Genomic DNA, 16,591 nt, shown 5'->3' with positions numbered 1-16,591 from the left:
CCGGTCAGATCACCGCCGAGCCGATCACCGGCCCGCCTGGCCCCTGACGCACGAGCAACGCGTGGCGATCCGCACCGGTGACGCGGAGCATGTCGGGCGTGATCGTGACGGTCTGCGCGCCGCCGCTCCAGCGCCCGAGAGCGCGTTCGGCCAGCACGACATTGGTGTAGTGCACCTTGCGCCCACCATTCTCGCCAGCGCCGATGCTGACCGTGCGCCCGGAAGCGAGCGCGACCAGCACCAACTCGGCCTCCTGCCCCTTGGGGCCGTCAAGCAGCGCCTGCCTGTCGTTCCCGTCAGCGGCGATTCGGACGCTCAGGCCCGCTTTCCGCCGCGCGATCGCAGCGGTTGCCAGCAGACCACGCACCTTCGCCTCTTGCGACCCCACCGTCTGCGCGCGGCCATCGACCACGACCTGCGGGGTATAGATGTTCGCGCCCCCAAAGGCCCTGTCGCCATATTGCCGCTGCAGCCTGGTATTCTCCTCGCGGCCCAGACTGTCCTTCCAGCCGAGCCGGTCCCAATAGGTGACCGGACGGCTGATCACCAGCACGCCGGGGTCGCGCGCCAGCCTGGCCGCTACCGCATCGGCGGGCGGACAGGACGAGCAGCCCTGGCTGGTGAACAGTTCGGCGACTACTGGCCCCGCCGCGCTCTGCGTGAGCGCGGCGGGTGGCGCAGCGTGTTGGGGATCGGTTGCCGCCTGCGAAGGATCGGCTCTTCCCTCTATCAGCACAAACGCGGTCAGTGCGGCCAGCGCCGCCATCGGAATCCAGATTTTCAGCATGTCGATATCCTCGCGCGCAGCCTGTGCGCTCCATGAGCGCGAGGTTCGCCCGAGACCGGCGCGCGGTTACGCTGCCGAATAGAGGTTGAGCGGCTTTGGCATGGCCTTGGGCGTCTTGCCGCGGATCAGCAGATCGACCGCGTGGATCGCCTTGACCAGTTCGGCGGCACTGTAAGGCTTGATCAGACAGCCGATCGCATATTGTTTCGCATGGCCGGGGCACGTGCCGGTCGCGAACAGCACGGGTATGTCGCGCTCGCTCGCGACGCGGGCGACCTCGACCCCGCTGCCGCCGCGCGACAGGTTGACGTCCGCCAGCACCAGATGGATCGGCTCGCGCTCCAGCACCGCGATCGCCTCGGCCTCGGTATCGACCGTCGCGACCACGCGATAACCCGCATCGACCACGCGCAGCTCGTTGTCGAAAGCGACCAGCGGCTCGTCTTCGACGATCAGGATGGTTTCGATCGACCGGGTAAACCGCGAAAACAGCATGGGGAACTTTCTGAACGGGCGGGCGGCGGGAAAAGCAAATACGCCGGGTGCAATTCTTGCGTTCCCGCGCGCCCGCTTCGACGTTATAGCAGCGCGCATGCCCCCCCGGAAACCGAAATTCGATCCGCTCGACGACAGCCCGTCGCCGCGCGCTGCACAACCCAAGGCCCGCACCTCCACGCTCGGCGAAGGCCAGCGCATCGCCAAGCTGCTGGCGCGCGCCGGCATCGCCTCGCGCCGCGAGATCGAGCGGATGATCGAGGGCGGACGCGTCGCGCGCGATGGTGTCGCCATCACCACGCCCGCCACGGTGCTGACCAGCCTCAATGGCATCACCGTCGACGGCAAGCCGGTCAAGGAGCCCGCACCCGCCAAGCTATGGTGCTTTCACAAGCCCGCCGGACTGCTGACGGCCGAGCGCGACTTTACCGGGCGACCGACGATCTATGAACATCTCGCCAAGGTCGCACCCGATGCGCCGCGGATGATGCCGGTCGGCCGGCTCGACCTCAATACCGAGGGCCTGCTGCTGATGACCAATGACGGCGAATTGAAGCGCCAGATGGAGCTGCCCGCCACCGGGGTCGAGCGCACCTATCGCGCGCGCGCGTTCGGCGAGGTCAGCCAGGCGCAGCTCGAGGACCTGATCCATGGCATCACCATCGAGGGCGTTCGCTACGGCAAGATCGACGCCAATCTGGAACGCCGCACCGGGCGCAACGGCTGGATCGAGATGACGCTGACCGAGGGCAAGAATCGCGAGGTCCGCCGCGTGCTCGAACATCTCGGCCTCAAGGTCTCGCGCCTCATTCGCACCCGCTACGGCCCGTTCGTGCTCGATGGGCTTGATGTCGGCGCGATCGAGGAAGTGCGCCGACACGACGTGGTGGCATTCAGGAAGACGCTGAAATGAGGGGCGTGCGATATAACCCCTCTCCCTTGACGGGAGAGGGTTGCGCAGTCTTGGCGACGAAGGAGCCTAGACGAAGCTGGGTGAGGGTGATTCGGGCGAGAAACCGCGCAAGCGTTGCTGCCCCTCATCCAACTCCGCCTAGCCGCGCTGGCGCTTGGCAAGGCTGCGTATCCTTCTCCCCCACCGGGGAGAAGGTTTAGTCATGTTGCGCATCATTTCAGGCGAATGGCGGGGGCGCAAGCTCAAGGCCCCGCCGGGCGACACCACCCGCCCCACCGCCGACCGGACCCGCGAAACCCTGTTCTCGATGCTCACCAGCCGCTTGGGCTCGTTCGAGGAACTGAGCGTGCTCGACCTGTTCGCAGGATCGGGCGCGCTGGGGCTCGAAGCCCTGTCGCGCGGCGCGGCCAGCTGCACCTTTGTCGAGCAGGACCGGCCTGCCATCGATGTGCTCAAGGGCAATATCCGCCTGCTCGGCGCCGATGCGCGCTGCGAGGTGCGGCCGAGTTCCGCACTCTCGCTGGGTCCGGCGATCAAGCCATTCGACCTGATCCTGCTCGACCCGCCTTATGGCACCGGCGCGGGCGCGGTCGCGCTCGACAAGCTGGGCCGCCTGGGCTGGTTCGCACCCTCGAGCTGGATCAGCGTCGAAACGTCAGCCAAGGAGAAGCTGGAGGTCGCCGGGTTCGAGATCGACACCGAGCGCGTGGTCGGCAAGGCCAAGCTCACGCTGTTGCGGCCTGCGGCGTCTGTGATAGACTGAACCGATGGTCAAATATTCGCCGATCGAGTCCGAATTCGCCTCGTCCGAGGAGGAAGAGGCCTATGACGCATGGTTCCGCGCCAAGGTCGAACGCGCGCTGCAATCGACCGCACCACGGGTTCCGCATGACCAGGTAATGGCGCGCGCAGATGAAATCATTGCCAAGGCCAGGCAGCGTGCAGCTGATCTGGACGGCTGAGGCATCTGCAGATCACGACGACATTATCGGCTATATTGCCGATCGGAACCCGGATGCCGCTGAAAGGCTCAAAGGTCTTTTTGCGCGCTATGCCGAACAATTGCTCGACTTTCCAATGATGCATCGGTCCGGTCGCGTCCCAGGAACACGCGAGGCGGTTGTGCACCCTAACTATTTGCTGGTCTACAAGATCGAACTTGATGCCATTGTCATCACCGCCGTTCTGCACGCACGCCAGCAATACCCTTAGCGCCGGGTTCAGCGCTCCGCCCCCGCTGCGCCCATAAACCGGCAAGGCTGACCAGCCCCGCCGCCGCCAGATACAGCCCGACCGCGTCCGCGCCGCCTGTGTCCGACAAGGCCTGGGCGGCAATCGGGGCGACTGCGCCGCCGATGATGCCGCCGCCGTTGAACGCCACCGACGCGCCGGTGTAGCGCACGCGCGCTGGGAATTGCTGCGGCAGCCACGCGCCGAGCGGGCCATAGACGAAGCCCATGACCAGCAGCGCCACAGACAGCGCGATCCAGGCGAGCCAGAGCGAGCCTGACCCGAGCAGCGGTCCGAACATCAAGCCGACGCCGACGGTCGCCGCGCAGCCGATCATCAGCACCCGCCCGCTGCTGGTCGCGTCTGACCGATAGCCCGACACGACGATGCCCAGCGCCAGGAACAGGATCGCGCCCAGCTGCACGATCAGGAAGCTCGTGCGGTCATGCCCCAGCGCGGTGGTGGCATAGCCGAGCGCAAAGGCGGTCGAGAGATAGAAGATCGCAAAGCACGCGACGACTGCGAACGTACCTGCCAGCGTCGCGCGCAGATGGTGGCGCAGCAGCTCCGCCACCGGCACCGGCGCGGGCCGCTCGGCCTCGAGTACATGTGCGAAATCGGGGGTCTCGCTGATCTTGAGCCGCACCCAAAGCCCGAGCCCCACCAGAATGCCGCTCGCGAGGAACGGCACGCGCCAGCCCCAGGCGATGAACTGCTGTTCGGTAAGGTTCAGGCCCAGCAGAAGGAACAGCCCGTTGGCGGCGATGAAGCCCACTGGAGCCCCCAGCTGTGGGGCCATGCCAAAGCGCGCCGCCCAGCCCGGAGGCGCGTTTTCCACCGCCAGCAAGGCAGCGCCACCCCATTCGCCGCCCAGCCCGAAGCCTTGACCGAAGCGCAATATGCACAGCAGCAGCGGCGCGACCCAGCCGACCATCTGCCAGGTCGGCAGGAACGCGATCAGCAGCGTCGATCCGCCCATCAGCAGCAATGAGGCGACCAGGGTCGACTTGCGCCCGATCCGGTCGCCGAAATGCCCGAAGGCGATCGCGCCGACGGGCCGCGCGAAAAAGGCGAGCCCGAAGCTCATATAGCTCAGCATCAGCTGGGCCGAGGCGCTTTCGGACGGGAAGAACAGCGGCCCGAACACCAGGGCGGCGGCGGTCGCATAGATATAGAAATCGTAGAATTCGACCGCCGTGCCGACCAGCGATGCGGTCAGCACCCGTTTATGGGTGCGATATGGATGCGTCATTCGGCCCTCCCCGGCACGCGACCGTTAACGCGAGGGTGCGGCTTGGCAAGCAAAAGCGAGCATCTGCGTCGCCTGGCGAACAGTCAAAAGGGGCCGCGGTTGCCCGCGACCCCTTTATGGAAGAGAAGGAAGTGTGAAGGGTAGTTCAGGAGTAATCAGGCGGCGATCACCTCGCCATCGGCCTCCGGATCGCGCAGCACATAGCCGCGGCCCCAGACGGTCTCGATATAATTCTCGCCCCCGCAGGCCAGCGCCAGCTTCTTGCGCAGCTTGCAGATGAAGACGTCGATGATCTTGAGTTCGGGTTCGTCCATGCCGCCATAGAGGTGGTTCAGGAACATTTCCTTGGTCAGCGTGGTGCCCTTGCGCAGCGAGAGCAGCTCGAGCATCGCATATTCCTTGCCGGTCAGGTGGACGCGGGCACCATCGACCTCGACGGTCTTGGCATCAAGGTTGACCGCCAGCTTGCCGGTGCGGATGACGCTTTGCGAATGGCCCTTGGAGCGGCGGACCACGGCGTGGATGCGGGCGATCAGCTCTTCGCGGTGGAACGGCTTGGTGACATAATCGTCGGCGCCGAAACCGAACGAGCGCACCTTGCTGTCCATTTCCGAAATGCCGGACAGGATGAGCACCGGCGTCTGCACCTTGGCGACACGCAGCTTCTTCAGCACGTCATAGCCGTGCATGTCGGGCAGGTTCAGGTCCAGCAGGATGATGTCGTAATCATAGAGCTTGCCGAGGTCGAGGCCTTCCTCACCCAGGTCGGTGGTATAGACATTGAAACCCTCGGTCGTGAGCATCAGCTCGATTGCCTTGGCCGTGGTCGGCTCATCTTCGATCAAAAGCACCCGCATGTGCAGCCCCTTTTCGCCCGTGCCATCGGCACCGTTCAGTCATCTGGACCCAAGAACGGATCGACGAGGAAAACATTAACCATATTTTTTTGGGGGCAAAAGGTTAATTTTGAATTAACCGGCCTGACTCCACGAGTCGCGTCGGCCTGCGCAGGCACGAGGGGGCTCAAAAGACTCCCATTTCCGGCACTTAGGCGGTCCTTTTCGGTTCGTCGCTTTTGATCGAGTAGCGCCAATTGGTTTCCAATTGGTAACGGAGATGAAACGCGAATTTACTCCCCTTGCAAACCTTTACGCAGCCAGGCGATCAGGGCCTCGACCCGCGCTGGCCTGTGCGGCGAGGGCGGCGTGACGATGCTGAGCGTCAGCGGTTCGAACCGCCATTCGGGAAGCAGATGCACCAGCCGCCCGTCGGAAAGACCCTCCATGCAGAAGAAATCGGGCAAGGCGGCGATGCACTGACCGTCGAAAACCGCGGGCATCGCGGCATCGGCATTGTTGACGATCAGCGCAGGCTGCGAGCGGGCGAGCACGCGCGTCCCGTCGGGTCCCGTCAGCGGCCAGAGTCCCGGCTGCGGGCTGTTGGCATAATGAACCGCCTTGTGCGCCTCCAGCTCTGCGGGATGGCTCGGGGTGCCGTGGCGCGCGCAATAGCCGGGCGAGGCGATCAGGTAGAGACTGACGGTGCGCAGCCGGATCGCGCGCAGGCTGCTGTCGGGCAGCACCGCGATGCGCAGCGCCATGTCGAAACCCTGATCGACCAGGTCGACCCGCGCGTCGGACAGGTGCATGTCGATCAATATGCCGGGGTGCAGCGCCATGAACTGCGCGATCAGCGGCGCGACCGCGCTGAGGCCGAAGCTCATCGGCACCGCGATGCGCACGGTTCCGCTCAGGAGCACCGCCTCGTCGCGCGCCGCCTCGACCGCCGCCTCGCCGTCCATGCGGATTCGCCGCGCATGATCGACCAGCGAGCGACCCGCTGCCGATAGCGACAGACGCCGCGAGGTGCGGTGGAACAGCACGGTGCCGAGTTCCGCCTCGAGCCGCGAGACCGCCTTGGACACCTTGGCCTTGGACAGGCTCAGCGCATCGGCCGCCCCGGTAAAGCTGCCGGTATCGGCCACGGCCGCGAAAACCGCCCAGGCCTCGAAATCGGGAAGTCGCATATCCGGAAACAATCCTTTTCCAAACTGGCTATTTTGGAAACGATAGCTCAGGACTATCTGTTGCTCAAGCCAAGGCGTCGGCGTCGGTCCGGTGCCAGCAAGGAGCAAGTGACATGATCGAGAAACGCGATTTTTCCACCCTGGGCCACGCCAATCACGGTTGGCTCAATGCCCGCCACCATTTCTCGTTCGGCGGCTATCACGATCCGGCCCGCATGGGCTGGGGTAGCCTGCGCGTCTGGAACGACGACGAGATCGCCCCCCGGAGCGGCTTCCCCACCCACCCGCACCGCGACATGGAGATCATCACCTATGTGCGCACCGGCGCGATCACCCACCGCGACAGCCTGGGCAATGAAGGCCGCACCGAGGCGGGCGACGTCCAGGTGATGAGCGCGGGAACCGGTGTGGCGCATAGCGAGTTCAACCTGGAGGACGAGGAAACCCGGCTGTTCCAGATCTGGATCATCCCCGATGAAGCGGGCGGTGCTCCGCGCTGGGATGCCAAGCAGTTCCCCAAGGGTGAGCGTTCGGGCAAGCTGGAGGTTCTCGCCAGCGGCCGCGATGACGACATCCTGGCGGGCGCGCTGATGATCCGGGCCGATGCGCGGCTGTCCGGGGCCACTTTGGTCAAGGGCGACAGCATCACCCACCGGATCGATCCGGCCTATGCCGCCTATCTGGTGGTCTCGGCAGGCAGCGTGAGCGTCAACGGCGTCGAGATCGGCGAACGCGATGCTGCCGCGATCACCCGCGAACCTGAGATCACGATCACGGCGCTGGAAGACGCCGAATTCCTGATCGCGGAAACCCGCACCCACTGATCCCCCCAGCCCCGCCGTCTTCCCCCTCTCGGACGGCGGGGCACCCTTTTCCCTCCCACATTCCACGAAGGAGAATTTCCATGGCAAAGGTTCTGGTGCTCTATTACTCGACTTATGGTCATATCGAGACGATGGCCGAAGCGGTCGCCGAAGGTGCGCGCAGCGAAGGTGCGGAGGTCACGATCAAGCGTGTCCCCGAAACCGTCCCCGAGGAGATTGCCCGCGCGAGCCATTTCAAGCTCGACCAGGCTGCCGAGATCGCGACGCCCGAGGAACTGGCTGATTATGACGCGATCATCGTCGGTACCGGCACGCGTTTCGGCCGCATGTCGAGCCAGATGGCGGCCTTCTGGGACCGCACCGGCGGTCTGTGGGCCAAGGGCGCGCTGGTCGGCAAGGTCGGCGCCTCGTTCACCGCGACCGCCAGCCAGCATGGCGGCCAGGAGACGACGCACTTCTCGATCCTCACCAACCTGCTGCACCACGGCCTGACCGTGGTCGGGCTCGACTATGGGTTCCAGGGCCAGCTGAGCAATGACGAGGTGATCGGCGGATCGCCTTATGGTGCCAGCACGATCGCCGGCGGCGACGGATCGCGCCAGCCGCACCAGGCCGATCTCGATGGCGCGCGCTATCTGGGCGCCAAGGTCGCCCGCACTGCGGCCAAACTGACCGCCTGACCCCCTCCCCCGCCCGCTCGGGAGCAGCCGCCCGCGTCCCCCATGTTTGGGGGATTGCGGGCGGTTTGGCATCTGCCTAGCCTCGCCGCCTGTTCTGGGGAGAGCGATGATGGTGCGGGTTGCGTTGCGGCGGATGGCGTTCATCCTGTCGATAGTCTGGGTCGCCGCTGCACCGGCCAGGGCCGAATGGCGCGAAGCCTCAAGCCCCAATTTTCTGGTCTATGCCGATCAGAGCGAAGGCGACATTCGCGAATTCACCGACATGCTCGAGCGGTACCGTTCGGCGATGCGCTATATCTACAAGCTGCCCGAAGAAGCGACTTCGCCCTCGAATCGGCTGACCGTGTTCGTCGTGCGCGACGCCAATCAGGTGCGCAAGCTGATGGGCACCAACAACCGCTATGTGCTGGGCTTCTACCAGTCGCGCGCCGGCGGGTCGGTGGCGTTCGTCCCTCGGGTCGATGACAATAGCCAGAGCGACCGCGTGTCGCAGGGCGAGCAGATATTGCTGCACGAATATGCGCATCATTTCATGTTCAGCGTGTTCGCCGGTTCCCCGCCGCTCTGGCTGCAGGAAGGCTTTGCCGAATTCTATTCCACCGCGAAGTTCGACAGCGCGGGCGGCGTCGGCCTGGGACTTCCGGCCGATCATCGCGCGGCCGAACTGGCGCTGGCCCAGGAAGTTCCGCTCGACATGCTGCTGAGCACCCGCAAATACCGGGAAAATGCCTCGAAGCGTTATGATACCTTTTATGGACGCAGCTGGCTGCTGTTCCACTACCTCACCTTTTCCGAAGCGCGCGCCGGCCAGATGGCCCATTATCTCCAGCGCATCAACGCCGGCGAAGGCGAAGAGGCCGCAGCGACCCAGGCCTTTGGCGATCTGGCCGCGCTCGACAAGGAACTGGGCGCCTATATGAAACGGCGTCGGCTGACCTATCTCAATCTGGGCGCAAGCAAGATCGCCAGCGCGCCGATCGCGATCCGCATGCTCGGCAAGGGCGAAGCCGCCATTCTCCCGGTCATGATGCGGTCGAAACGCGGTGTGAACGAGGAAACCGCCCCTGAGGTTCTGGCGGACGCGCAGAAGGTCGCGGCGCAATATCCCGACGATGCCTTCGTGCTCAGCGCACTTGCCGAGGCGGAGTACGATGCAGGCAACGACGAGGCTGCCATCGCGGCTGCGGACAAGGCGATCGCCAAGAACCCGCAGGCCGTGGGCGCGATGATCCAGAAAATCTATGCGCTGTTCCGCAAGGCTGGGGACGACGAAGCGCTCTGGCCCAAGGTTCGCGCGGCGATCTCGGCCGCCAATCGGATCGAGAACGACAACCCCATCCCCCTCGCCTATTTCTTTCGCAGCTATGCGGCAGAGGGAAAGAAGCCGCCCGAGATGGCCGTCCAGGGCCTGCGAAAGGCGCTGCAGCTGGCGCCGTATGATACGGGCAACCGGCTGACACTGGCGGATTACTTCATCCGCACCGGCGACAAGCAGGCTGCAGAGACGACCCTTGCCCCGCTGCTGAACCACCCGCACGATACCCAGCTTGCCGATCTGGCGCGCAAGCTGCTGGACCGAGGCAATGCCCAGGCCGAGCCGAGCGCTTCCGACGACAGCAGTTCGTGATCGCTTAGGCCGCGAGCACATTCCACAGGACGAGCAGCGCCACCAGCAGCACCATCGCCGCAAACAGTCGGCGCGCGATGAGCAACCTACGCGCCAGCACCCGCGCCAGAAATATGCCCGGCACCGTGCCCAGCGCACCGCCCGCCACCATGGCCGCAAGGATCGGTCCGTCGATCTGACCCGACATCGCATAGCTGGCGCTGGTCGATGCGCCGAACAGGCTCACCGAAACCAGCGACGAGGCGGCGGCGTTGGAAAGTGTCATTCCCGTTGCCGCCATCAGCCCCGGCGCGATCAGGAAGCCCCCGCCGATGCCGAAAAATCCGGCCGCCAGCCCCACCAGCAAACCGATCGGCGCGAGCTTCATCGTCCGCGCGGCATCCAGTCGCACCGCAGGATCGCCCGTGCTGGCGGGGGCGCGCATCATCGACAATGCGACCAGCGCCATCGCCGCCGCGAAATAGCCGAGCAAAGCCTCGCCATCGACCTGTTTGGCAAAATGCGCGCCGATCATCGCTCCGGTCACACCGGCGAGTGCAAACACGCTGGCGCAGGGCCATTTGACGGCACCCGCCCGCGCCTGACCCAGCAATCCGGCAAGCGCATTGATAGCGACCCCCGCAGCCGAGGTGCCGATCGCGACGTGCACATCGGCCACGCCGACAACATAGATCAGCCAGGGCGTTGCCAGCACCGACCCGCCGCCCCCGAAAGCCGCCAGCAACAGGCCGACGATTGCGCCTCCCAGCGCCGCCAGGGCGAGCGATTCGATCATCGGGTCAGCTCAGCGACCGCCGGTTCCAGGGCATCAGCGCAAGCAGCCGCGCCATGCCGCAAAAGCCGGTGACGCCTGCAAAGCTCAGGCCCAGCCCGACAAAGACGGTGAGCGCGACAAAGGCAGGCGCAACCAGCCAGCCGAGCAAGAGACCCGTCAGAATCAGCACGCCCGCCGCAATCTGCACCTGGCGCATCAGCTCCAGCGGTGCACGCGCATTGTGCACGACCGGTTGCCCGGCCGCCTCCCAGGCCTTCAGCCCACCCTTCAGAACGAGCGTATCGACGGGCCATTGGCGCGCCAGCCGTTCCTGGTGCAGCCCCGTGCGCATGCCGCTGGCGCACATCAGGATCGGCAGGACGCCGTCCTCCAGCACCACCGGTTCCGTTATGGCTGCCGAGGCGGGGCGCAGGATCGCGCCTGGAATGTGAGCGCGCGCAAACTCATCCGGCTCGCGAATGTCGATCAGCCGCGCCAGGCCCTGATTGAGCAATTGCTGCGCCTGACGCGCATCGATGGTCGTGATTGCCATGACAAGATTCCTCAGCTTTCCGGGGGACAGTAGATCGCGGCAAGCACCTGCATGATCTGCAGCACGGCAGGGTCGGCGATCCGGTAGAAGATGCTGGTGCCCTCGCGCCGGGTCTCGACCAGCCCCTGCTCGCGCAGGCGGGCCAGATGCTGCGACAGCGCCGATTGCGACAGCGCGACCTGCTGCTGAATAGCCCCCACCGACAGTTCGCCATCCACGAGCAGGCAGAGCACCTGCAGCCGGTGCGGATTGGCGAGCAGACGCAGCATGTGCGCGGCCTCGTCGGCCTTGGCGGCCATCGCTTCGGGCAGAGGTTTGGTGAAGGAGATATCAGACATGGGGCTCATATATTCCTTGATTATAAATTAGACAAGCCTAAATTAGAGAGAGCTTAAGGAGGAGTCCCCATGCCCATCGCCATTCATCCGCATTTCGATACCGTGACCAACACGGTCAGCTATGTCGTGATCGACCGGGCCAGCGCGCGCGCGGCGATCATCGATCCGGTGCTGGATTTCGAGGCCAAGGCAGCGACGATCGCCACCACCATCGCGGACAGTCTGCTCGCGACGGTCGAACAGCAGGGCGCGACGCTCGACTATGTGCTGGAAACGCATGCGCATGCCGATCACCTGACCGCCGCGCATTACATCCGTGCGCGCACGGGTGCCAGGATCGTCATCGGCGCGCATATCCGCAACGTCCAGTCGATCTTCACCCCGGTCTTTGCGGCCGAGCCGATCGAAACCGGCAAGGTCTTCGACATGCTGGTCGAAGAAGGCGACACGCTGGCCTTGGGGGAGACCGATATCCGCGTGCTGCACACACCGGGGCATACGCCCGCCTGCCTCACCTATCTGATCGACGACGCAGCCTTTGTCGGCGATACACTGTTCATGCCCGATTACGGCACCGCGCGCGCCGACTTTCCAGGCGGCGATGCCGCAACGCTGTTTCGTTCGATCCGCAAGATCCTGGCGTTGCCGCCGGAAACGCGCATCTTTGTCGGGCATGATTATCTGCCCAAGGGCCGCAGCGATTTCCGTTGGGAAACGACCGTCGCAGAACAGCGCGCGGCCAATGTGCATGTGCATGACGGTGTGAGCGAAGCCGAATTCGTCGCGATGCGCGAAGCGCGCGATGCCACGCTTGATGCGCCCACGCTGATCCTGCCCAGTCTGCAGGTCAATATCCAGGGCGGAAAACTGCCCAGTCCGGATGCCCAGGGCCGCGCCTTCCTGCGCCTGCCCATCAACGCGCTGGGCAAGCACAGTCCCCTGCCCGCAGAGCTGTTCGAATAAGGCTGTCAGTGAGGCCGTCGCTCGCTATGAACCTCATCCGATCTCTTCCCGGGAGGCATGGATGCACTCTGCTGTTCTGAACCAAATGCTCGGCCTGATCCTTCTGGCGGGACTGGCCGGCACGATGCCGGTTCAGGCGCAGGAGCCGATGCGGCCAGGCTTTCACGCCGGGACCGTCATCCCCGAATTCGGGCCCGTCGCCAGCGCTGAGGGCCATATGCCGATCCCTGTAGAGGCGACCTTCAGCATCGCGTTCGATGTCAGTGAGCCGGGCAAGCCAGGCAGCCTCAACCGCACGATCGAAAGCGCGGCGCGGTTCATCAACATGCATGTCGAGGCGGGCGTGCCGCGCGAGGCCATCCGCATTGCAGTGGTCGCGCACGGCCAGGCGTCGTTCGACCTCACCAATGCGGCGACCTATGCGGCGAAGCATGACGGTGCCGCCAATGCCAACCTCGCCGCGATCGCAACCCTGCTGCAGCACGATGTGCAGTTCATCCTGTGCGGCCAGAGCGCGGCTGCGCTGGGCATCAAGCGCGAACAGCTGGCCCCCGGCGTCAAGCTGGCGCTCTCCGCGATGACAGCGCACGCGCAGCTGCAGCAACAGGGCTACACGCTCAATCCGTTCTGAGGCTGCCGGTTATTCGGCGGGCGCGACCGATCGCTCTGTATGGGCGGCTGGCCGTCTGACCGCGACATGGCGCGCGGAGCGCTTGCGCCACCAGATCATCAGGCCGGTGACGACGAACGTGCACAGCGCGATGCCGGACAGGAAAATCGCGATCCGCCCCGCCCAGCCGAAGGCTTTGCCGCTGTGCAACGGGAACTGCCAGGCCACAACGACATCCCCCGCGCTTCCCTCGCTGAAATGCCGATCGCCGATCACCGCACCACTGCGGGCATCGACGAAAAGCCAGCGGCCGCCATTGCTGTCGATGTCGCGCGAATCGAAAAGGCGCAACCAGTAGATACCCTTCGCAGGGTTGTACGAAAGGCTATCCACCCTGGCGGCACCCGCCAGCGCCAATGCCTGATCGGCGCTGACCGGAGGACGGTCCAGCGGCTCGGCCAGCACCGCCACCGCCTGGTCGGGTCGCTTGGTCAAGCGCGAGATCCGATCGATCGCCATCAGGACATCGTCAGACCAATTGAAATATACACCCGTCGCCGCGAGCGTCAGTGTTACCGGAAAAAGCCAGAGACCCACGGCCCGATGCAGATCGAACACCCGCTTGTGCCCCGCCGCTCGGCGACGGATGCGGAAGCTTTCCTTCCAGCGCGCGGCATTGGGAAAGGACAGCACAGCAGACGCGATATGGTCGATGATCCAGACAAGGCCGACGAGGCCGAGGATCCAGGTCATCCACGCGCCCAGGTGCAGCGAGTAATGAAAGGTGTAGAGAAAGCTCATCAGCCCGCGCCGCGACAGGTCGATCGCATTGGCGTCGCGCGCGCCCAGCACCTTGGCGGTCGCCGGGTCGATAAAGACCTGCCAGTAGGACGGGCTGACTCCCGATTGGCCTGAACCGGCAATGGGCTCGAGATAGACCGTCACGACATCGCCCGGTTCGTCGGGCAGGTCGATATAGCCGGGCCGGTTGCCCGGATGTACCGCGATGGCGGCCCCGACCAGCTGGCTGACAGGGAGCATCGGCCCCGGACTAGCGGTGAACCAGTCCGCATTGAGACCATGGTCGATCTCCTCATGGAAGACGAGAATCGACCCGGTTGCGCCCAGGAGGAACAGCCACAGCGCCCCCAGCAGGCCGAACCAGCGATGCCACAGCACCAGGGCGGGTCTGAGCCGCATCGACGATCAGACCTGACGCAGAGGCATCAGAACGCCCATGACACTGTGGCTTCGAAGGTCCGCGGCGTGCCATAGGTCACCCGGCCCGGACCAAAGGCATCGAAGGCAAAGCTGTCGGTGAGGTTCCGCGCGTTGAGCGCAAAGCGCCAGCCATCGATCTTGTAGGAAATGACGGCATCGAGCAGCGTATAGCCCGGCAATGTCAGCGTGTTGGCATTGTTCACCGGGCGCTTCTCGACCAACGTCACGCCGCCACCAAATCCCAGCCCCTTGAGCGGCCCGGATTGCACCTCATAGCTCGACCAGATATTCGCGCTGTGCGGCGACGTGCGCTGCACCTGACGCCCGAGAAAGGCAGGCGTATTGGTGCGGGTGATCTCTGCGTCGAGATAGGCATAGCTCGCCTGGATGCTCCAGCCAGGCAGGATCGTTCCTGCCAGCGACAGCTCTACACCCTGGCTGCGCTGTTCGCCATCGAGAACCGAAAAACCGACATTGACCGGGTCGGGCGTCGCCACATTGGTCTGCTCGATGCGATAGACGGCGAGCGAACCGGTCAGTCCTTCAGTCAGGTTGACCTTCGCGCCGAGTTCCAGCTGCTCGCCGCGCGTCGGGGCAAAGGCTTCGCCCGTGACCGTCCTGCCGATCTGCGGCTGGAAGGATTTGCTGTAGCTGGCATAGAGCGACACGGCCTCGCGCGGCTTGAAGACCAGGCCGATGCGCGGGCTGAAGGCACTGCCGGTCTGGCGGGTGCGCGAGCCGGCGCCCGTGTCGGTATCGACCTGCTCGAACGTGTCGTAACGGCCGCCCAGAATGAGACTCCACCGATCGCTGAAGACGACCCGGTCCTGCACGAAAAGCCCGAGCTCGCGCAGGGTGTTTCCCGCATCGAAGGTGAAGTTGAGCGCGCCGCGCCGCGCGCCGTAAACAGGATTGAAAATGTCGATCGGAGCCGATGGGTCATATTCCCGGTAACGGAAATCCGCAGTCGAGCGCGACAGATCGATCCCGGCGATCAGCTCGTGGCGAATCGTTCCAGTCGCGAAACGGCCTCGCAGCGTCGTCTGCATCTGGGTTTCGCCATAGGTGTCGAAGGAATCGAACGGGGTTCGCGACAAGGTTCGCCCATCCGCAGCCAGTGCGCCAGGCAGCTCTGCTCCGACCGCAGCATAATCGGTATCGACAAAGCGCAGGATGCTGCTGACCGACCAGTCATTGCTGAATTCATGGACCAGGCGCGCGCCGATGCGATGCTGCTCCACTTCCACGCTGCCGGTATTGACGTTGCGCCGCCGGGATATCCGGCCATTGGGATTGGGAAGAATTGTGCCAACCGCAGGCAATCCGAAATTCTGCCGGTCGAGATCGAGAAGCTTGTAGGCTCCTTCGACCGTCAGGCTGGTACGATCCCCCAGCATCGCGCGAACCGACGGCATGATGACCGAATTGCGCGTGCTCGCACCCTCGAGAAACGAGCCCTGGTCGCGCACCGACGTGCTCAGCCGATAGCTGATCTTCGCCGCCTGATCCAAGGGCCCGGTGAGATCGGCCTCCGCGCGGAAGAAGTCATAGCTGCCCAGCGTTGCCGTCACGAAATAGCCCGGCTCGGCTTCGGGTTGCTTGGTGATGAAGTTGATCGTCCCACCCGGTGAGCTATTGCCGAACAGCAAGGAGGCAGGGCCGAGCAACACCTCGATCCGTTCGATCCCGGTCAGGTCCGGGCCCAGATTGGCCGCCGGACCGTTGCCGACCTTGGACAGCATTCCATCGAGCGCGGTCGGCGCAAAGAAACCGCGGACCTGTACCCGCAGGCCGTCGAAATTGGCGGGCGCCGAATTGCGGACGCTCGGGACATTGGCGAGCGCGCTGAAGGTGTCCGCGCGTTGATCGCGTAGCAGGTCCTCGGTCAGCACCTGCACCGATTGCGGCGTATCGAGCAAAGCCGCTCCATCGCGCGTACCGACCGCGTCGAGCGCCTGATAGCCCGATGCGCGCCCCGTCACGATGATCTCGCGCCGTGCTTGTTGGTCGGCTTCTGCATCCTGGGGCTCGGCTTGCGCATGGACTGGCGATGCAGCGATCACCAGCGGCAGCGACAACAGAGCCAAACGGAAAAGGTGTCGGGGTGCAGTCACGGCCGCCTCATCAATTGTTAATGCGAGGCGTTCCTAACAATTCCGAAATGCGAGTCAATTGCAATAATTGGCATGGCGTCAGGATGGGTGATTTTGCTGCGCCAAGTCCCCGAATGATCGCTGCATCGTAAGCCTGCGGTGAGTACCGCGGTTCAGGCAGCCTGACGGTGGATTTGAGCGGGTCGCCAGTTCCAGGGGAGCAGG

General features: G+C 64.7%; 20 protein-coding genes. 9 read left to right on the top strand and 11 right to left on the bottom strand.

Going from position 1 to position 16,591, the window contains the following annotated elements; all coding sequences use genetic code 11:
- Nucleotides 1-4 precede the first annotated feature (4 nt).
- Nucleotides 5-787 carry a DUF1223 domain-containing protein gene (locus OPU69_RS00100; protein ID WP_498508839.1) on the bottom strand — a complete coding sequence of 261 codons (783 nt, stop codon included), beginning with the start codon at nucleotides 785-787 and terminating at the stop codon, nucleotides 5-7.
- 66 nt (nucleotides 788-853) lie between these two features.
- Entirely contained in the window at nucleotides 854-1,282 is a 429-nt protein-coding gene (locus tag OPU69_RS00095; protein ID WP_060978517.1) for a response regulator, read from the bottom strand.
- A 97-nt stretch (nucleotides 1,283-1,379) separates the two neighbouring features.
- Between OPU69_RS00095 and OPU69_RS00090 the strand changes: the two genes are divergently transcribed.
- The 4 genes from OPU69_RS00090 to OPU69_RS00075 all read left to right on the top strand — a co-directional run bounded on the left by OPU69_RS00090 (nucleotide 1,380) and on the right by OPU69_RS00075 (nucleotide 3,407).
- A complete protein-coding gene (locus tag OPU69_RS00090) occupies nucleotides 1,380-2,195 on the top strand; it encodes a pseudouridine synthase (protein ID WP_060978516.1) in 816 nt (271 codons plus the stop codon).
- 205 nt (nucleotides 2,196-2,400) lie between these two features.
- Nucleotides 2,401-2,958 carry a 16S rRNA (guanine(966)-N(2))-methyltransferase RsmD gene (rsmD, locus tag OPU69_RS00085; RefSeq protein ID WP_498509306.1) on the top strand — a complete coding sequence of 186 codons (558 nt, stop codon included), beginning with the start codon at nucleotides 2,401-2,403 and terminating at the stop codon, nucleotides 2,956-2,958.
- A gap of 4 nt (nucleotides 2,959-2,962) precedes the next feature.
- Nucleotides 2,963-3,157, top strand: a complete 195-nt coding sequence (relB, locus tag OPU69_RS00080) for a type II toxin-antitoxin system RelB family antitoxin (RefSeq protein ID WP_498508837.1) — start codon at nucleotides 2,963-2,965, stop codon at nucleotides 3,155-3,157.
- Nucleotides 3,135-3,407 carry a type II toxin-antitoxin system RelE/ParE family toxin gene (locus OPU69_RS00075; RefSeq protein ID WP_498508836.1) on the top strand — a complete coding sequence of 91 codons (273 nt, stop codon included), beginning with the start codon at nucleotides 3,135-3,137 and terminating at the stop codon, nucleotides 3,405-3,407. Before relB ends, OPU69_RS00075 begins: the two co-directional genes overlap by 23 nt.
- On the opposite strand, the gene OPU69_RS00070 is transcribed toward OPU69_RS00075, so the two are convergent.
- The 3 genes from OPU69_RS00070 to OPU69_RS00060 form a co-directional block, all read right to left on the bottom strand.
- Nucleotides 3,370-4,677, bottom strand: coding sequence for an MFS transporter (locus tag OPU69_RS00070; RefSeq protein WP_498508835.1), 1,308 nt, complete (start codon nucleotides 4,675-4,677; stop codon nucleotides 3,370-3,372). The two genes, OPU69_RS00075 and OPU69_RS00070, sit on opposite strands and share 38 nt — an antisense overlap.
- 155 nt (nucleotides 4,678-4,832) lie before the next feature.
- On the bottom strand, nucleotides 4,833-5,534 hold the full coding sequence (ctrA, locus tag OPU69_RS00065; protein ID WP_023839689.1) for a response regulator transcription factor CtrA: 702 nt from the start codon (nucleotides 5,532-5,534) through the stop codon (nucleotides 4,833-4,835).
- A 272-nt stretch (nucleotides 5,535-5,806) separates the two neighbouring features.
- Entirely contained in the window at nucleotides 5,807-6,703 is an 897-nt protein-coding gene (locus OPU69_RS00060) for a LysR family transcriptional regulator (protein ID WP_498508834.1), read from the bottom strand.
- A gap of 113 nt (nucleotides 6,704-6,816) precedes the next feature.
- On the opposite strand from OPU69_RS00060, the gene OPU69_RS00055 reads away from it, so the two are divergent.
- The 3 genes from OPU69_RS00055 (at nucleotide 6,817) to OPU69_RS00045 (ending at nucleotide 9,834) form a co-directional block, all read left to right on the top strand.
- Nucleotides 6,817-7,527, top strand: a complete 711-nt coding sequence (locus OPU69_RS00055; protein WP_060978513.1) for a pirin family protein — start codon at nucleotides 6,817-6,819, stop codon at nucleotides 7,525-7,527.
- An 80-nt stretch (nucleotides 7,528-7,607) separates the two neighbouring features.
- The gene (gene wrbA / locus OPU69_RS00050; RefSeq protein ID WP_060977568.1) at nucleotides 7,608-8,207 is read left to right on the top strand and encodes an NAD(P)H:quinone oxidoreductase; all 600 of its coding nucleotides are present in this window, start codon (nucleotides 7,608-7,610) and stop codon (nucleotides 8,205-8,207) included.
- A gap of 106 nt (nucleotides 8,208-8,313) precedes the next feature.
- On the top strand, nucleotides 8,314-9,834 hold the full coding sequence (locus OPU69_RS00045; protein ID WP_060979809.1) for a tetratricopeptide repeat protein: 1,521 nt from the start codon (nucleotides 8,314-8,316) through the stop codon (nucleotides 9,832-9,834).
- Between the two features lie 4 nt (nucleotides 9,835-9,838).
- Here the strand turns inward: OPU69_RS00045 and OPU69_RS00040 are convergent, their stop codons facing one another.
- From OPU69_RS00040 to OPU69_RS00030, 3 genes are read right to left on the bottom strand one after another with little or no spacing between them, the layout of a single operon-like run.
- Nucleotides 9,839-10,609, bottom strand: coding sequence for a sulfite exporter TauE/SafE family protein (locus tag OPU69_RS00040; protein ID WP_498508833.1), 771 nt, complete (start codon nucleotides 10,607-10,609; stop codon nucleotides 9,839-9,841).
- A gap of 4 nt (nucleotides 10,610-10,613) precedes the next feature.
- The gene (locus tag OPU69_RS00035) at nucleotides 10,614-11,141 is read right to left on the bottom strand and encodes a rhodanese family protein (protein ID WP_498508831.1); all 528 of its coding nucleotides are present in this window, start codon (nucleotides 11,139-11,141) and stop codon (nucleotides 10,614-10,616) included.
- 11 nt (nucleotides 11,142-11,152) lie between these two features.
- Nucleotides 11,153-11,479 carry an ArsR/SmtB family transcription factor gene (locus OPU69_RS00030; protein WP_230962380.1) on the bottom strand — a complete coding sequence of 109 codons (327 nt, stop codon included), beginning with the start codon at nucleotides 11,477-11,479 and terminating at the stop codon, nucleotides 11,153-11,155.
- 69 nt (nucleotides 11,480-11,548) lie between these two features.
- Here OPU69_RS00030 and OPU69_RS00025 point away from each other — a divergent pair, with 69 nt between their 5' ends.
- Both OPU69_RS00025 and OPU69_RS00020 read left to right on the top strand, forming a co-directional pair.
- The gene (locus tag OPU69_RS00025; protein ID WP_060979805.1) at nucleotides 11,549-12,442 is read left to right on the top strand and encodes an MBL fold metallo-hydrolase; all 894 of its coding nucleotides are present in this window, start codon (nucleotides 11,549-11,551) and stop codon (nucleotides 12,440-12,442) included.
- Nucleotides 12,443-12,503: 61 nt separating this feature from the next.
- Nucleotides 12,504-13,073 (top strand): DsrE family protein, encoded by a 570-nt coding sequence (locus OPU69_RS00020; protein WP_067512510.1) that lies wholly within the window; start codon nucleotides 12,504-12,506, stop codon nucleotides 13,071-13,073.
- A gap of 9 nt (nucleotides 13,074-13,082) precedes the next feature.
- On the opposite strand, the gene OPU69_RS00015 is transcribed toward OPU69_RS00020, so the two are convergent.
- The 3 genes from OPU69_RS00015 to OPU69_RS00005 all read right to left on the bottom strand — a co-directional run.
- The gene (locus tag OPU69_RS00015) at nucleotides 13,083-14,252 is read right to left on the bottom strand and encodes a PepSY-associated TM helix domain-containing protein (protein ID WP_498508829.1); all 1,170 of its coding nucleotides are present in this window, start codon (nucleotides 14,250-14,252) and stop codon (nucleotides 13,083-13,085) included.
- Between the two features lie 26 nt (nucleotides 14,253-14,278).
- Entirely contained in the window at nucleotides 14,279-16,387 is a 2,109-nt protein-coding gene (locus OPU69_RS00010; protein ID WP_498508828.1) for a TonB-dependent siderophore receptor, read from the bottom strand.
- A gap of 10 nt (nucleotides 16,388-16,397) precedes the next feature.
- Nucleotides 16,398-16,591: hypothetical protein (locus OPU69_RS00005; RefSeq protein WP_498508827.1), on the bottom strand; the 194-nt coding region annotated here is incomplete at its 5' end.

It is taken from the genome of Blastomonas sp. 34TW, from assembly GCF_059803595.1.
The sequence above is the reverse complement of the archived record's forward strand: the minus strand, read 5'-3'. Positions and strand labels throughout refer to the sequence as shown.

Coding starts and splice junctions, on each gene's coding strand:
- OPU69_RS00100 (WP_498508839.1), bottom strand. CDS start 787: ATGCTGAAAATCTGGATTCCGATGGCGGCGCTGGCCGCACTGACCGCG.
- OPU69_RS00095 (WP_060978517.1), bottom strand. CDS start 1,282: ATGCTGTTTTCGCGGTTTACCCGGTCGATCGAAACCATCCTGATCGTC.
- OPU69_RS00090 (WP_060978516.1), top strand. CDS start 1,380: ATGCCCCCCCGGAAACCGAAATTCGATCCGCTCGACGACAGCCCGTCG.
- relB (WP_498508837.1), top strand. CDS start 2,963: ATGGTCAAATATTCGCCGATCGAGTCCGAATTCGCCTCGTCCGAGGAG.
- OPU69_RS00070 (WP_498508835.1), bottom strand. CDS start 4,677: ATGACGCATCCATATCGCACCCATAAACGGGTGCTGACCGCATCGCTG.
- ctrA (WP_023839689.1), bottom strand. CDS start 5,534: ATGCGGGTGCTTTTGATCGAAGATGAGCCGACCACGGCCAAGGCAATC.
- OPU69_RS00060 (WP_498508834.1), bottom strand. CDS start 6,703: ATGCGACTTCCCGATTTCGAGGCCTGGGCGGTTTTCGCGGCCGTGGCC.
- OPU69_RS00055 (WP_060978513.1), top strand. CDS start 6,817: ATGATCGAGAAACGCGATTTTTCCACCCTGGGCCACGCCAATCACGGT.
- wrbA (WP_060977568.1), top strand. CDS start 7,608: ATGGCAAAGGTTCTGGTGCTCTATTACTCGACTTATGGTCATATCGAG.
- OPU69_RS00045 (WP_060979809.1), top strand. CDS start 8,314: ATGATGGTGCGGGTTGCGTTGCGGCGGATGGCGTTCATCCTGTCGATA.
- OPU69_RS00040 (WP_498508833.1), bottom strand. CDS start 10,609: ATGATCGAATCGCTCGCCCTGGCGGCGCTGGGAGGCGCAATCGTCGGC.
- OPU69_RS00035 (WP_498508831.1), bottom strand. CDS start 11,141: ATGGCAATCACGACCATCGATGCGCGTCAGGCGCAGCAATTGCTCAAT.
- OPU69_RS00030 (WP_230962380.1), bottom strand. CDS start 11,479: ATGTCTGATATCTCCTTCACCAAACCTCTGCCCGAAGCGATGGCCGCC.
- OPU69_RS00025 (WP_060979805.1), top strand. CDS start 11,549: ATGCCCATCGCCATTCATCCGCATTTCGATACCGTGACCAACACGGTC.
- OPU69_RS00020 (WP_067512510.1), top strand. CDS start 12,504: ATGCACTCTGCTGTTCTGAACCAAATGCTCGGCCTGATCCTTCTGGCG.
- OPU69_RS00015 (WP_498508829.1), bottom strand. CDS start 14,252: ATGCGGCTCAGACCCGCCCTGGTGCTGTGGCATCGCTGGTTCGGCCTG.